This window comes from Pseudomonas sp. SMN11 (assembly GCF_052041945.1).
Taxonomy (GTDB): domain Bacteria; phylum Pseudomonadota; class Gammaproteobacteria; order Pseudomonadales; family Pseudomonadaceae; genus Aquipseudomonas.
Window position 1 is genome coordinate 13,366 of sequence record NZ_JBKGGW010000037.1, and the last position, 15,206, is coordinate 28,571.

A 15,206-nucleotide genomic window follows, 5' to 3' on the forward strand; every position below is an offset into this window, starting at 1 on the left:
GATCGTCAGTGCAGCGGAGGATGACTGTGGACAAGATGCTTTACGTGGCCATGACCGGCGCCAGCCAGAACGCGCTGGCGCAAAAGGCCCACGCCAACAACCTGGCGAACGTTTCCACCAATGGCTTCCAGCGCGACCTGGAGCAGGCGCGCTCGATGCCGGTGTTCGGTGACAGCTTTCCGTCACGGGCGTTTGCCATGACCGAACGCCCGGCCACCGACTTCAGCGAAGGGCCGATGGTCGAGACTGGGCGCGAGCTGGACGTGGCCGTGAGCGGGCAGGGCTTCATCGCCGTGCAGGCGCCGGATGGCAGCGAAGCCTATGTGCGCACCGGCAGCCTGAACATCGACGCCCTCGGCGTGCTGCGTGCCGGCAACGGCATGCCGGTGATCGGCAACGGTGGCCCGATCGCCATTCCGCCAGAGCAGAAAGTCGAAGTCGGTGCCGACGGCACCATCAGCATCCGCTCGATGGGTGAAGACCCGCGGGTGATGGCCGAGGTCGACCGCATCAAGCTGGTCAACCCGGACATCAAGAGCATGACCAAGGGCCTGGACGGGCTGATTCACACCCAGAACGGCCAGCCGGCTGCCGCCGACGTCAATGTAAGGGTGGTGTCGGGCTTCCTCGAAGGCAGCAACGTCAACGCCGTGGAAGAAATGACTTCGGTGCTGGCGCTGTCCCGCCAGTTCGAGCTGCACGTGAAAATGATGAACGCGGCCAAGGAAGGCGATGAAGCCATGGCGCGTGTTTTGCAAATCGGCTAACCAACTTTGAACGGGTGCCGTAAAACAGGCGCACGAGGAGAATACTGATGCTTCCGGCTCTTTGGGTCGCTAAAACCGGCCTGTCCGCCCAGGACACCAACCTGACCGTCATTTCCAACAACCTGGCCAACGTCTCGACCACCGGCTTCAAGCGGGATCGCGCCGAGTTCGCCGACCTGCTGTACCAGATCAAGCGTCAGCCAGGTGCGCAGTCGACCCAGGACAGCGAGCTGCCATCGGGCCTGCAGGTCGGTACCGGTGTGCGCATTGTCGGCACCCAGAAGAACTTCCAGACCGGCAGCCTGCAGACCACCGAAAACCCGCTGGACATGGCGGTCAACGGCCGTGGCTTCTTCCAGGTGCTGCAGCCGGACGGCACCGTTTCGTACACCCGTGACGGTACATTCCACCTGAACTCCGATGGCCAGATCGTCACTGCCCAAGGCTTTGCCCTGGAGCCTGCGATCGTGGTGCCGAACGACGCCCAGACCTTCACCGTTGGCCAGGACGGCACCGTGTCGATCACCACCGCCGGCAACCCGGCTGCACAGGTGATCGGCAACCTGCAGACCGCCGACTTCATCAACCCGGCTGGCTTGCAGGCGATCGGTGACAACCTGTTCCTGGAAACCGCAGCCAGCGGCGCGCCGCAAGTCGGTACCCCGGGTCTGAACGGCTTCGGCACCACCCTGCAGCAGACCCTGGAAAACTCCAACGTCAGCACCGTGGAAGAGTTGGTGAACATGATCACCACCCAGCGTGCCTACGAGATGAACTCCAAGGTCATTTCCACCGCCGACCAGATGCTGTCGTTCGTGACTCAACAGCTCTAAAGCCCTGGTACAGGTTCTACTCCCGTTACACCGTGAGGTAAGTTTCATGAAACGTCTGTTGTCTGTGTTCGCCCTGGGGGGGGCGGTTGTGTTGGCAGGTTGCGTCGCGCCGACGCCGAAGCCGAACGACCCGTATTACGCGCCGGTTCTGCCGCGCACCCCGCTGCCGGCGGCAGCCAACAACGGTTCGATTTACCAGGCCGGTTTCGAGCAGGGCCTGTACACCGACCGCAAAGCGTTCCGCGTGGGTGACATCATCACCATCACCCTCAACGAACGCACGTCGGCGAGCAAGAACGCCGGTTCCCAGATCCAGAAGAACAGCAAGGCCGACATTGGTCTGACCTCGCTGTTCGGCTCCACCCCCAACACCAACAACCCGTTCGGCGGCGGCGACCTTTCGCTCGAGGCCGGCTACAGCGGTGACCGCACCACCAAGGGCGACAGCAAGGCCACCCAGGGCAACACCCTGACCGGCTCTATCACTGTCACCGTGGCCGAAGTGCTGCCCAACGGGATCATCGCCGTGCGCGGCGAGAAGTGGATGACCCTGAACACCGGTGAAGAGCTGGTGCGTATCGCCGGCCTGATCCGTGCCGACGACATCGCCACCGATAACACCGTGCCGTCCACCCGCGTGGCCGATGCTCGCATCACCTATTCGGGCACCGGCTCGTTCGCCGATGCCAGCCAGCCGGGTTGGCTGGACCGCTTCTTCATGAGCCCGCTTTGGCCCTTCTGAGTACGGATGAACATGTTCAAGCTTAGGCAGCTGATAGCCGCGACCCTGCTCCTGTCCTGCGCGTTCGGTGCCCACGCCGAGCGTCTCAAGGACATTGCCAGCATCTCCGGCGTGCGTTCCAACCAGTTGATCGGCTATGGCCTGGTGGTGGGGCTCAATGGTACGGGTGACCAGACCACCCAGACCCCGTTCACCCTGCAGACCTTCAACAACATGCTGTCGCAGTTCGGCATCAAGGTGCCGCCAGGCTCCGGCAACGTGCAGCTGAAGAACGTCGCCGCAGTGTCGGTGCATGCCGACCTGCCGGCGTTCGCCAAGCCGGGCCAGGTGGTGGACATCACCGTGTCGTCGATCGGCAACTCCAAGAGCCTGCGTGGCGGCAGCCTTCTGATGACCCCGCTCAAGGGTATCGACGGCAACGTCTACGCCATCGCCCAGGGCAACCTGGTGGTCGGCGGCTTCGATGCCGAAGGCCGTGACGGTTCGAAGATCACCGTCAACGTTCCGTCGGCCGGCCGTATTCCTGGCGGCGCCTCGGTTGAGCGCGCCGTGCCGAGCGGCTTCAACCAGGGCAACAGCCTCACCCTGAACCTCAACCGCCCGGACTTCACCACCGCCAAGCGCATCGTCGACAAGGTCAATGAACTGCTCGGCCCAGGCGTGGCCCAGGCTGTGGACGGTGGTTCCGTGCGGGTCAGTGCACCGATGGATCCAAGCCAGCGCGTGGACTACCTGTCGATCCTCGAAAACCTCGAGATCGATCCGGGCCAGGCCGTGGCCAAGGTCATCATCAACTCGCGTACCGGTACCATCGTCATCGGCCAGAACGTCAAGGTCTCGCCGGCTGCGGTGACCCACGGCAGCCTGACAGTGACCATTACCGAAGACCCGATCGTCAGCCAGCCGGGGCCGTTCTCCAATGGCCAGACGGCGGTGGTTCCGCGTTCGCGGGTCAATGCCGAGCAGGAAGCCAAGCCGATGTTCAAGTTCGGCCCGGGCACCACGCTGGATGAGATCGTCCGCGCGGTGAACCAGGTCGGCGCGGCACCGGGCGACCTGATGGCCATCCTCGAAGCACTGAAACAGGCCGGCGCCTTGCAGGCCGACCTGATCGTGATCTGAGGACGCCGCGGATGAATTCGAAAAGCCTGGTCTCCAGTCACGCTGACAGCGGTGCCTACACCGACCTCAACCGCCTGAGCTCACTCAAGCACGGTGACCGCGACAGCGATGCCAACGTGCGCAAGGTGGCCCAGGAGTTCGAGTCGCTGTTCATCAGCGAGATGCTCAAGGCCTCGCGCAAGGCCAGCGACGTGCTGGCCGACGACAACCCGATGAACAGCGAGACGGTCAAGCAGTACCGCGACATGTACGACCAGCAGCTGGCCGTGAGCATGTCCCGCGAGGGTGGCGGTATCGGCCTGCAGGACGTGCTGGTGCGCCAGCTGTCGAAGAACAAGAGCACCCCGGTCAACACCAGCCCGTTCCCGCGTGTCGATGGCAGCGCGCCGACGCTGTGGGGCAACAAGGTGGCCGACCCGGTGCAGGCGACGAAAACCACGGCCATGCGCAACGACGTCGCCGCGCTCAACTCGCGGCGCCTGGCGCTGCCGGGCAAGCTCACCGATCGCCTGCTGGCCGGCATCGTGCCTTCGGCCACCAGCCCGGCCGCAGCCACCAATACGGCCGCCGTGCCGGCCCGTGACGGGCAGCAGGTGGCCAAGGCCATCGCCATCCCGGACAACGGCCTGCGCATCACTGGCCGTGCCGTGGCGCAGCCGCCGCTGGCGCCGAAGAAGGCCTTTGCCGACAGCGACGAGTTCGTCGCCACCATGCTGCCGATGGCGGAACAGGCCGCCAAGCGGATTGGTGTCGATCCGCGTTACCTGGTGGCCCAGGCCGCCCTGGAAACCGGCTGGGGCAAGTCGGTCATGCGCAACAGTGACGGCAGCAGCAGCCACAACCTGTTCGGCATCAAGGCCAGCAGTAACTGGGAAGGCGATTCGGCGCGGGCGATCACCAGCGAATTCCGCGACGGCCAGTTCGTCAAGGAGACGGCGGCGTTCCGTTCCTACGATTCGTACCAGGACAGTTTCCACGACCTGGTAAGCCTGCTGCAGAGCAATTCGCGCTATCAAGATGCGGTGAAGTCGGCCGATAACCCAGAACAATTTGTGCGAGAGCTGCAAAAGGCCGGGTACGCCACGGACCCGAACTACGCCAGCAAGATCTCGCAGATCGCAAGACAGATGAAGTCGTACGAGAGCTACGCAATGCTCGGTACCACAACGAAACTTTAAGGGTATGGAACCATGGCGAGTCTGATCAATATTGGCATGTCGGGGCTTGGCGCCGCGCAGTCGGGGATGTACACCCTCGGTAACAACATCGCCAACGCCGATGTCGAGAGCTACTCGCGCCAGCAGAACGTGCAGAAGACCAAGGGCGCCCAGCAGGTCGGCCAGGTATTCATCGGCTCCGGTACCACCCTGGCTGACGTGCGCCGGGTGTACAACGCGTTCCTCGAGAACCAGCTGCGTACCACCACCTCGCTGAGCAGCGACGCCACCTCGTACCTGAATCAGATCACCCCGCTGGACACCGCCCTGTCGAGCAGCGACACCGGCATCACCGCCGCGTTGCAGAGCTTCTTCAGTGCCATGCAGGATGCTGCCGCCAAGCCGACCGAGGACGCCTCGCGCCAGCTGCTGCTGACCAGCGCCCAGTCCCTGGCCAAGCGTTTCAACACCCTGTCGGCGCAGTTCAACCAGCAGAACAGCGATATCAACGCCAACATGGCGTCGATCGCCGACAAGGTCAACGCCCTGACCAAGTCGATTGCCGACCTCAACGGCCAGATCTCCAAGATGACCGCCGTCAACGGCCAGCCCAACGACCTGCTCGACCAGCGCGATGGTGCGGTGCGCGAGTTGTCGTCGCTGATCGGTGCCGACGTGGTCGAGCAGAAGAACGGCAACTACGACATCTACCTGAAGAACGGCCAGGCCCTGGTGCTGGGCAACACCACCCAGACCATCGGCGTCGAGCCGAGCGCCACCGACCCGACCCGCATGAGCCTGATCCTCAATCGCGGTTCGACCAAGATGGACATCACCAACAGCACCACCGGTGGTGAGCTGGGCGGCCTGATCCGCTACCGCAAGGAAACCCTCGACCCGGCGCTCAACGAGCTTGGCCGCGTGGCCCTGGTGGTGGCCGATGCCATCAACAGCCAGCTGGCCCAGGGTATCGACAAGAACGGTGACTTCGGTGCCACCTTGTTCGGCGATATCAACAGCGCCGCGGCCATCGCCCAGCGCAGTGTCGCCAAGACTGGTAACAGTGCAGGTTCCGGCAACCTCGACGTGACCATCAAGGACACCGGCAAGCTGACCACCAGCGATTACCAGGTGACCTTCAACAGCGACAAGCAGTACACCGTGCGCAAGCTGCCTGATGGCACTGACATGGGTACCTACAGCCTCGACGACGACCCGGCGCCAGTGATCGACGGTTTCACTCTGTCGCTCAACGGTGGTGCCCTGAGCGCAGGCGACAGCTTCAAGATCACCCCGACGCGCAATGCCGCGGCGAACATCGATACCGTGCTGACCGACCCCAAGCGCCTGGCGCTGGCCGCACCGCTGACCGCCACCAGCGGTTCGGGCAACAAAGGCACGGGCGTGATCACTCAGCCGACGCTGACCTCCGAGATGGACATCTACGATGCCGCCCAGCGCTCGCAGCTGCAGACCGGCCTTAAGTACTCGACCCCGGTCAAGCTGGTGTTCGGTGACGACGGCAGCTCGCCGCAGGCGTACACGATGTTCGACGCCAAGGGCAACAACATCGGTAGCGGCACGATCATCCCGGGCCAGGAAAACAAGCTGCAACTGTCGGTGCCGATGGTCGATGGCAGCGGCAACTCGCTGGGCAGCAGCTTCACCTTCGAAATGAGCGTCTCCGGCGCGCCGAAGAATGGCGACAGCTACACCGTGGCGCTGACCGGCGCGGGCTCGGCAGACAACCGCAACAGCCAGTCGGTGATCGACCTGCAGACCAAGTCCACCGTGGAAGTGGGTGCCAATGGCAAGGGCATCAGCTTCACCGATGCCTATGCCAAGCTGGTGTCCAACGTCGGCGGCAAGGCCGGCCAGGCGCAGATGGACAGCGACGCTACCACCGCCCTGCACACCTCGGCGCTGGATGCGCGTAACGGTGTGTCGGGTGTCTCGATCGACGAAGAGACCGGCAACCTGATCAAGTTCCAGCAGTACTACACCGCGTCGTCGCAGATCATCAAGGCGGCCCAGGAAACCTTCGCCACCCTGATCAACAGTCTTTAAGGAGCCGTAGATCGTGAGCGTACGCATCTCTACTTCGCAGTTCTATAACACCAACAGCGCCAACTACCAGAGCAACTTTGCCAAGACCGTGCAGACTCAGCAGGAGGCCAGTGATGGTATCCGCGTGCGCTCGGCCAAGGACGACCCGGTAGGGGCGGCGCGGTTGCTGCAGCTGGAGCAGCAGCAGAACATGCTCAAGCAGTACAGCGGCAACATCACCAGCGTGCGCAACGCCCTGGGTACTGCTGAAAGCACGCTGAACTCGATTGGTACCATCCTGCAGCGGGTCAACGAACTGGCCGTGAGCTCGGGCAATGCCACGTTCACCGATGCCGATCGCAAGGCCAATGCCGATGAGCTGGCTTCTTTGGAGGATCAACTGTTTTCGTTGATGAACAGCAAGGATGAAAACGGCAAGTACATCTTCTCGGGCTCCAAGGGTGACACCCAACCCTATGTGCGCAATGCCGATGGTACGTACAGCTACCAGGGCGACCAGGGCAAGTTGAACCTGCAGGTCGGCGACATGCTCAGCCTGGCAGCCAATGAAACGGGTTTCGATGCTTTCGAGCAGGCGCTCAATACCAGCCGCAGCGAGACCAAACTGGTGTCCCCGGCCACCGACGACGGGCGCGTCAGCCTTTCCAACGGCCAGGTTTCCGGTAGCTCGACCTATAACAGCCGCTTCCGTAGTGGCGAGCCGTACACCATCGAGTTCACCAGCAGCACTGAATACAAGATCACCGATGCCACTGGCAATGATGTGACGCTGGAAGCGAGTCAGGGAGGCAAGTTCGATCCCAAGGGCGACAACACCAGCATCAGCTTCCGCGGCGTTGATCTACGCCTGGATGTTACCTTCAAGGATAGCGACAAGGGCAACGAAGACGCAGCCATCGCCGGGCACAGCTTCACGCTGAGTTCCAAGGCTGACCAGGTAACGGGTACCCGCAGCCCCGGCAACGCCTCTTCCGAGCAGGTCACCGGCGCCACCATCACCGACCAGGCTGCTTACAAGGCTGCTTTCCCGTCGGGTGGCGCCGTGCTGAAGTTCACCGGCACCAACACCTTCGAGCTGTATGCTGCACCGATCACCGACAGTAGCCGCCCGGTCGCCTCGGGTACCTTGGGCGGGCCGAACGGCACCACTGCTTCGGCAGCGGGTGTCAGCTTCGAGTTGTCCGGCGCGCCGGCTGCAGGTGACTCGTTCGGCGTCAAGGTCGATACCCACCAGACCCAGAACGTGCTGGACACCATCAGCAAATTGCGAACCGCCCTGGGAACGCCTGTCGATAACGACCCGGTTGCCCGGCAGAACTTCCTGGCCTCGCTGGATTCGGCCATTGGCAACGTTGCCAGTGCCAGCAACCAGGTATCGTCTTCGATCAGTGCCATCGGCGGGCGCGGCCAGGCACTGGATGTGCAGGCGGAAACCAACGAAGCGCTGAATACCGAAAATGCCAAGACCCAGAGCTCGATCCGCGAGAGCGACCCTGCCGAGGTGATGCTGCGGCTGCAGATGCAGACCAACATGCTGCAGGCTTCGCTGCAGGCCTACGCCAAGGTCGCCAGCCTGTCCTTGACCAACTACATCTGATTTCTTCTCCCGAGTCACCGGTCGCGCGCCATCCCTGGGTGGTGCGTGAGCCACCTCCCAGGTCCTCATCGTGAATCAAACGGCTCTCGTCAGCATCGCCATTCCGGCATTCAATCCTGATTTCCTGCGCAGCGCTCTGATGAGTGCGGTCAATCAGGACTATCCAAGCCTGGAAGTGCTGGTGTGCGATGACAGCCGTGGTACAGACGTCCAGCGCATCGTCGAGGACGTGATCCGCGAGACCGGCAAACCCGTGCGTTATCTGCGCAACCTGCAGACCCTGGGTTTTGCCGGCAACCTTCTGGCATGCCTGGAGCAGGCCCGCGGCGAGCTGGTCAAGTTCCTTTGCGATGATGACCTGCTGTTTGCCGATTGCGTCAGCCAGCAAGCGGCGGTGATGAACGAGCATGCCGATGTGAGCATGACCATTTGCCGGCATATGCTCTGCGATGCGAACGATGTGTTGCTCCCTTCGCGCATGATGAACATGATGATGTGCCCGGAAAATGCCGTGGCCAAAGGCAGCGACCTGCTTGAGGTGCTGGAGGTGGGGGCCCCCAACCTGTTCGGAGGACTGAGCCATGCGTTGATGCGCCGTGCATTGCTGGAGGAGTTCATGCCGGCCCTTGTGCACGAGGGACAAGGCTTCGTGGCTCGCCTCGACATGGCGCTGTACCTCTGCATGTTGCGCAGGGGGAACCTTGGGCATCTGGAGCGTTTTCTCAGCCTTGAACGCCTGCACCCGGGTCGTTTGAGTCATCAGCCCGGGATCACCCTTGCCTATGCTGCCGAAACGGGCTGGATCAAGGCGATGCTCGCGGCGCGTGGCAGCGAGGATGCGCCCGCCAAAGGTTGGGTGCGTTACGTGCCGTTGGGGCGATATGTGGATGACTCCAGCGCCCATTGGGACGAGTATGACCTCAACGGCATCAGTGCCCTGCAATTGGCGCGCACGCAACAGCAACTGGGTAGCGACTGCCTTTCGTTCGATGAGGTCTATGCCCAGTGGCTGGATAATCGTGCATTGTCGGATGCTCAGCTGAAAGCGTTGCCCAAGCGTTTCGCCCAATGGCCGAAGCAGCCTCGAATCATTGTTGTGATCTGGGGCGAAGACGGCGAGGAGCAGGCCTTGGGTGCTACGTTGGACAGCATCTCTGCGCAGTCCTATGCCCCATCTGCTAGCTTGGTGCTGGCGCCGACATCATTAGGTATCCCGCAGCTGTCGGGCATTGAGCATTTGCCTTTGCAAGGCAATGGTTTGGCCCAATTGCAGGCGCGTCTGGTTCAGAGTGACGAAGCGGGTTGGGTTTTTCTGCTTCGGGCTGGAGACCGTCTGGTGCCCCATGCATTGGCGATCATGGCCGAGCGCATGGCGTTGCGCGAGCGCCTGTGTCTGTATTTCGACGAGGGCGCGCATGATGGGGTGCAGCCCGGCACTCCGGTGTTCAAGCCTGATTTCAACCTCGACCTTATGCGCAGCCTGCCTTACGTCGGGCGCTTGCTGGCATTCGATTGCAGGGCTTTGCTCGATGCCGGTGGCTTTGACCCGGACTTCGACCTCCTGGCCCCGCACGATCTGTTCTGGCGCCTGGTCGAGCGCCATGGTTTGCAGGTTGTAGAACACATTGACGAACTTTTGGTGCACAGTCAGTGGGATTTCGGCCAATGGTTGAGCGACCCGCGTTGTATTGAGGAGGCGCCGCGGGTAGTGCAGGCTCATCTGCGGCGTCTTGGGGTCGATGCAGAGGTAGAGGGCGCCGATGGCCAGGCAGCCTGTCGGGTTGCGTACCGGCACGAGGGGCAAGCCGGGGTATCGATTTTGCTCACTGTCGGCGACGACCTGAGCGCGGCGCGGCGGTGTCTCGAGTCGCTTTTCGAACACACTGCCTATGGCAATTTTGAGGTCCTGCTGATCGCTGACGCGGCTACCCCGGCGGAACTGCGCCAGTGGCTCGAGGCCATGCAGGGGCTGGGCAGTGAACAGTTGCGTGTGATTGAAGTAGCAGCTGGCAGTCGTGTGTCGCAGTTGAACGAAGCGAGTGCTGCTGCACGGGGTGATTACCTGTTGATGCTCGATGCCCTGTGTGTGGCCTTCGAGCGAAGCTGGTTGGGCGAGCTCATGGCGCAGGCGCAACGGCCAGAGGTTGGCGTGGTGGGACCCAAGCTGTGCAACATGGCGGGTGCCGTGGTGGGGGCTGGCCTGGTGCTTGGGCTGCACGGCGAAGCAGGCAGCCCATTCATTGGTTTGCCCGCAGATGGCAATGGCTACATGTCCCGACTCAGGTCCGCGCAGAACTGGAGTGCTCTGGCGCTTGACTGCCTGGTGGTGCGCCGCGAGCTGTTTGTCAGCTTGGGCGGTTTCGATGTCGAGGGGTTGAAGCAGGAGCTGCAAGATGTCGACTTTTGCTTGCGCGCCGGTGAGCAAGGCTATCTGCTGGTGTGGACGCCTTCGGCCATTCTCGCCCGGCTTGGCAGTCGAGAGCCCAAGGCTCGGGACAGCGGACAAGCCGAGTTGGACAGGGATCTCTACTATAGTCGGTGGCTGGCCAAGATCGCTCGTGATCCCGCGTATAACCGCAATCTTACGCTGAAGACTGCCAGTTTCGCTCTCGAGCCTGGGCTGCGCCAAGGCTGGGACCCATTCCTCAGGCGCGCTTTGCCATCGCTGCTGGCACTGCCCATCAACTCCTCTGCAGTGGGTCACTATCGACTGTCGCAACCGTTCTCTGAGCTGGAAAAAGCCGGTTGGGTGCAAGGCCGCGTTAGTTATCGCGTGCCCGAACCTATCGAACTGGAGCGTGAAAAGCCCGATGTGGTGATTTTCCAGTACCGAAGCAAGATGGCGTCGGTCGAAGAAATGGAGCGTGTGGTGCGCTCTTCCGGCGCCAGGCACATCTACGAAATAGATGATTACATCATCGATGTGCCGAAACGCAACGATCACGCTCGCAATATGCCTGCCAACGTACGTCAAGCGGTCATGCGCGGCATCTCGATGTGCGACAGGGTGATCGCGACCACCGAACCGCTGGCTGATGCTTTGTCGAGCATGCACAGCGATATTCGCGTGGTGCCCAACATGCTGGCGGCACACCTGTGGAGCGGCCTGAACAGTGAGCGCCAGACGACTGCGCGGCCACGCGTCGGTTGGGCAGGGGGCACCAGTCACCGAGGTGATCTGGAGCTGTTGCAGGAAGTCATCAAGACCTTGGCCGATGAAGTCGACTGGGTATTTTTCGGCATGTGCCCGGATTCGCTGCGGCCTTACGTCAAGGAGTTCCACCAGGGCATACCGATGGCGCATTACCCGCAGAAACTGGCCAGCCTCAACCTGGACCTGGCGCTGGCCCCGCTCGAGCAGAATCTGTTCAACGACTGCAAGAGCAACCTGCGCTTGCTGGAGTACGGCGCTTGCGGATTCCCGGTGATCTGCTCGTCGACCAAGGCCTACGACGGCTATCTGCCCTGCACCCGGATCGCCAACAACCGCCCGCATGAATGGCTTGAAGCGATCCGCATGCACTTGGCCGACCCTGACGCCAGCTACCGCCAGGGCGACGCCCTGCGCGAGGTGGTCTTGCGTGATTACGTGCTCAACGAGCGCCATTTGCAACATTGGGCCAACGCCTGGCTGGCAGACTGAATGGCCGTAGCGAGGGCATGCCCTCTGGCGGCGAAACTGGAATTTGAGCATCGGACAACCTCATGACTGAACAAGCAACCGACAGCATCCTGTTGCCCCTCGACACCAGCATCGTGTTGCTGGGTAGCGAGGATCCTGCCTATCGTGAACGCGCCAGTGCGTATTACCGTGGCCTGGGTTGCCCGGTCAGCGTGCTCGATCCTGGCGTAGGGGAGCTGCAGCGGGCTGCGCTGGTGCAGGTGCTCGACGGCCTGCAAACGCCTTTCGTGGTCCTTGCGCACGACAGCGACTTCCTGATTGCTGATGCGTTGTGCAATGCCCAGCGTTGGCTACAGGAGCATCCGGGTGTCCAGGGCGTACAAGGTTATGCATTGGGCATGCGGCCGGGTCATGGCACGGTCAGCTATCACCGTCTGGGTGAAACCAGTCATGAGCACGCGGTTGATGCGCTGCGCGCGCGCGTCCTGCGCTTCGCGCGCAGTGGCCTGCAGCCATGGCGAGCAGTGATGCGGGTGGATGCCTTGCGTGCAGCCCTGGACAAGGCACCGGCGCTATCCGAGGGCTGGTTGGTCGGTTTGTCCTTCGCGCAGTTGCAGCAGGGTGACATTCATGTGCTGGAGCAAACCCAGGTAGTCAGTGAGTGCCTGGAGGCTGCGGTCAACCACGATGTGCTGGCGCCAGTCACCAGGGCACTGCGCGACGCGGACGAGCAGGGCGAGGGATGCTTTGCGGACGAAGACGGTTTCGCCATCCTGCGTCAGTTCGTGCTGGCGGTTGGCTCGATCGGTAGCGCGCCGTTGTTGTTCAGCTCGCCGTGGACCAGTGTCGTTGGTGAGCCCGTGCGCAGCTTCGAGCTTCACCAATGCGTGGAAATGCCTTATTACAACGCCCCGTTGTTCCGGCAGCTGTCAGCGCTGGAGTTTCTGCTCCATGCCTGGCCGGTGGGGCAGGCGCATGTGCGCGCGCTGGAAGGTGCCTGGGTGCGCCAGCGCGACCTGTTGCAGCGCCACGCCAACGATAATCTGGAGACGTTGAGTGCGCGGTATTGGCAGGCATTGTCTGTCAATCTGTTTGCTCCGCAGGTTTGCCAGCTGCTGCTCGAAACCTTGGGTGACGAGGAGGGCGAAGCTCGCAACGAGTTGAGCCAATGGCTCGAACGCCTGTTGCAGGTGGGGGCGCCCGAATTGTCCGTGCGCCTGGCGCAGACACCGTCGGGGGCCGTCTTGCGGGCGCTGGCTGCGGCGACGCCGGATGCCGCTGGCAAACAACGTGCAATCAGGCACCTTGCCGGCAGCAAGGGTGCGCAACTGGCCTTGCTGGTGCTTGACCTGAAGGATGACGACGAGGCCTTGCAGCGCACCTTCGATAGCGTAGTTGCCAGCGGGATGCGAGATTTCCGTCTGGTCGTGCTCAAGGCTGGCGCATTGCCCGCCATCACCACGCCACGCGATACCCTGCATTTCATCAAGGTCATGCCGGACAATTTCGTCAGTCATCTCAATCAAGTGGTCGGGCAGCTGACATGCCAGTGGCTGATGTTGCTGCAGGCGGGGGACGAACTGGCTGGCGCCGGACTGCTGCGCCTGCAGGTGGAACTTGCCCAGGCCTCAGGTTGTACGGCGGTCTGTGGTAACGAGGTTCGGCGCGATGAAGAAGGGCGGCTGATCGCGATCCAGCGTCCTGGGGCAGATTTTGATTTGCTGCGTGCCCGCCCTGACCTGATGGCCCCGCATTGGCTCGTGCGCAAGGACGTAGTCCTGCAAGCAGGCGGTTACAGCGAGAAATTCCACCGGGCATTGGACTTCGACCTGCTCTTGCGCGTGGTCGAGGCCAACGGCATGGCCGGATTGGCACATATCGACGAGTTCCTCGTGGTGGGCCAGGTCGACCGTGAAGCCATGCTGCCGGATGCCCAGGCCACGCTCGAGCGGCACCTGAGTGTGCTGGGCTATCAGGCGCAAGTGGCGCAGGGGCCCGCGGGGCGCCTGGAAATCGAATTCCGGCATGCTGCGACACCGTTGGTGAGCATTCTCCTCGCAGCCAGCGGTGACATGCAGCAACTCGCCGTCAGCCTTGCCAGTATCCAGCAGCGCACGCGCTACCCGCGTTACGAAGTGCTGGTGGTGACTCAGGGTGAAGAGCAACAGCTGGCGGGCCTGGGTGGACGCGTCAGGATGGTGTCCTGCCCATCAGCGCAACTCTCCCGGCGTCTTGAACTGGCGGCCGCCGAAGCGCGTGGCGAGTATCTGGTGCTGATGAGCGACAGCAGCCAGGTCGCCAACCCTGGCTGGATCGAAGCGCTGCTCAACCAGGCCCAGCGCCCTGAGGTCGGCGTGGTGGGTTGCCAGATGTACGACGCTGAGGGTGCCATCAGTCATGCCGGTTATGAGTTGCTGGAAAGCCAGCAGGTGCATGCCAGCTGGTTCGGGGTTGCCAGTGCCCAAGGGGGCGATGCCTTGGGGTTGGGCGTGGTTCGTGCCTGCCATGCCGTCTCCGCCGAAGGTTTGATGGTGCGCAAGGAGGTGTTCGACGCCTTGGGCGGGTTGGCGCATGACGACGCTTCGGGCATCGAGCTTTGCCTGCAGGTTGCACAGGCGGGCTTGCTGGTGCTCATGGCGCCGCAAGCGCAGCTGTTCAGTCTCGGTCAGGCACCGGTTTCGCAGGCTTCCCATGAAGGCCTGGTGGCGCGTTGGCCATGGGCATTCAATCGGGCCCTGGCGGTGGACGGCGCCTATGGCATCGGTGAGCTGCCGGGGGCTGCCGGGCCTCGCTGGTTGAACGAGCTGAACTGACCCTCCGCACAGTACCAAGCCGGGCTCCAGCCCGGCTTTTCTTTTTCTACCGAACGTCGCCAGGCCTTGTCATGCGTGCCGTGCAGGAGAATTGTGTGGTGCCCCTCTGGCCCCTGCAGGAAAGTTGGCAGTCTTTTTGCTTCGTCTGCTCAAGTTGCTGAATTGGTCAGTATTTTGTCAGCCAGCTCCCGGGCAGCGGCCCAAGGTAAGTCGACATTTAAAACAGTGCTCGCTGGGCGATCGACCATGCCGCGCAGCCTCACGAAGCAGGTTTGCTTGCCCGCGATTCATCCAGGGCGCGTCGGCAGTTGGGTTGGCGCCCCCCAGTGGGATCTGCAGCAGGCCCTGCAGCAGACCCTCGAATGGCATCGCGCCTGGCGCGATGGTCAAGACATGCAGCAATACAGCCGTGCGCAGGTCGCGGCTCATGAAGGCGAGAACCAATGACTGATCAAACGGCGCAGCAGTTGCGCCAGCAAACTGCCA

10 protein-coding genes are annotated in these 15,206 nt (G+C 62.5%); all 10 read left to right on the forward strand.

Annotated elements, in window-relative coordinates; all coding sequences use genetic code 11:
• Nucleotides 1–26: 26 nt before the first annotated feature.
• Nucleotides 27–767 (forward strand): flagellar basal-body rod protein FlgF, encoded by a 741-nt coding sequence (flgF, locus tag ACLEJU_RS23710; protein ID WP_099814220.1) that lies wholly within the window; start codon nucleotides 27–29, stop codon nucleotides 765–767.
• Nucleotides 768–814: 47 nt separating this feature from the next.
• Nucleotides 815–1,600 (forward strand): flagellar basal-body rod protein FlgG, encoded by a 786-nt coding sequence (gene flgG / locus ACLEJU_RS23715; protein WP_027921148.1) that lies wholly within the window; start codon nucleotides 815–817, stop codon nucleotides 1,598–1,600.
• A 46-nt stretch (nucleotides 1,601–1,646) separates the two neighbouring features.
• On the forward strand, nucleotides 1,647–2,342 hold the full coding sequence (flgH, locus tag ACLEJU_RS23720; RefSeq protein WP_435423656.1) for a flagellar basal body L-ring protein FlgH: 696 nt from the start codon (nucleotides 1,647–1,649) through the stop codon (nucleotides 2,340–2,342).
• A gap of 12 nt (nucleotides 2,343–2,354) precedes the next feature.
• On the forward strand, nucleotides 2,355–3,464 hold the full coding sequence (locus tag ACLEJU_RS23725; protein ID WP_435423655.1) for a flagellar basal body P-ring protein FlgI: 1,110 nt from the start codon (nucleotides 2,355–2,357) through the stop codon (nucleotides 3,462–3,464).
• 11 nt (nucleotides 3,465–3,475) lie between these two features.
• Nucleotides 3,476–4,642: a flagellar assembly peptidoglycan hydrolase FlgJ gene (gene flgJ, locus ACLEJU_RS23730; RefSeq protein ID WP_435423654.1), complete on the forward strand. Its 1,167-nt coding sequence runs from the start codon at nucleotides 3,476–3,478 to the stop codon at nucleotides 4,640–4,642.
• 12 nt (nucleotides 4,643–4,654) lie between these two features.
• Nucleotides 4,655–6,688, forward strand: a complete 2,034-nt coding sequence (flgK, locus tag ACLEJU_RS23735; protein WP_435423653.1) for a flagellar hook-associated protein FlgK — start codon at nucleotides 4,655–4,657, stop codon at nucleotides 6,686–6,688.
• A 13-nt stretch (nucleotides 6,689–6,701) separates the two neighbouring features.
• On the forward strand, nucleotides 6,702–8,285 hold the full coding sequence (locus ACLEJU_RS23740; protein WP_435423652.1) for a flagellar hook-associated protein 3: 1,584 nt from the start codon (nucleotides 6,702–6,704) through the stop codon (nucleotides 8,283–8,285).
• A 70-nt stretch (nucleotides 8,286–8,355) separates the two neighbouring features.
• On the forward strand, nucleotides 8,356–11,928 hold the full coding sequence (locus ACLEJU_RS23745) for a glycosyltransferase (protein WP_435423651.1): 3,573 nt from the start codon (nucleotides 8,356–8,358) through the stop codon (nucleotides 11,926–11,928).
• Between the two features lie 62 nt (nucleotides 11,929–11,990).
• Nucleotides 11,991–14,720, forward strand: coding sequence for a glycosyltransferase family 2 protein (locus tag ACLEJU_RS23750; protein ID WP_435423650.1), 2,730 nt, complete (start codon nucleotides 11,991–11,993; stop codon nucleotides 14,718–14,720).
• A 246-nt stretch (nucleotides 14,721–14,966) separates the two neighbouring features.
• Nucleotides 14,967–15,167 carry a hypothetical protein gene (locus tag ACLEJU_RS23755; RefSeq protein WP_435423649.1) on the forward strand — a complete coding sequence of 67 codons (201 nt, stop codon included), beginning with the start codon at nucleotides 14,967–14,969 and terminating at the stop codon, nucleotides 15,165–15,167.
• Nucleotides 15,168–15,206 lie beyond the last annotated feature (39 nt).

What these genes read in the sequence shown, in the direction of transcription:
- flgG (WP_027921148.1), top strand. Translation starts at nt 815, where the DNA reads ATGCTTCCGGCTCTTTGGGTCGCTAAAACCGGCCTGTCCGCCCAGGAC.
- flgH (WP_435423656.1), top strand. Translation starts at nt 1,647, where the DNA reads ATGAAACGTCTGTTGTCTGTGTTCGCCCTGGGGGGGGCGGTTGTGTTG.
- ACLEJU_RS23725 (WP_435423655.1), top strand. Translation starts at nt 2,355, where the DNA reads ATGTTCAAGCTTAGGCAGCTGATAGCCGCGACCCTGCTCCTGTCCTGC.
- flgJ (WP_435423654.1), top strand. Translation starts at nt 3,476, where the DNA reads ATGAATTCGAAAAGCCTGGTCTCCAGTCACGCTGACAGCGGTGCCTAC.
- flgK (WP_435423653.1), top strand. Translation starts at nt 4,655, where the DNA reads ATGGCGAGTCTGATCAATATTGGCATGTCGGGGCTTGGCGCCGCGCAG.
- ACLEJU_RS23750 (WP_435423650.1), top strand. Translation starts at nt 11,991, where the DNA reads ATGACTGAACAAGCAACCGACAGCATCCTGTTGCCCCTCGACACCAGC.
- ACLEJU_RS23755 (WP_435423649.1), top strand. Translation starts at nt 14,967, where the DNA reads ATGCCGCGCAGCCTCACGAAGCAGGTTTGCTTGCCCGCGATTCATCCA.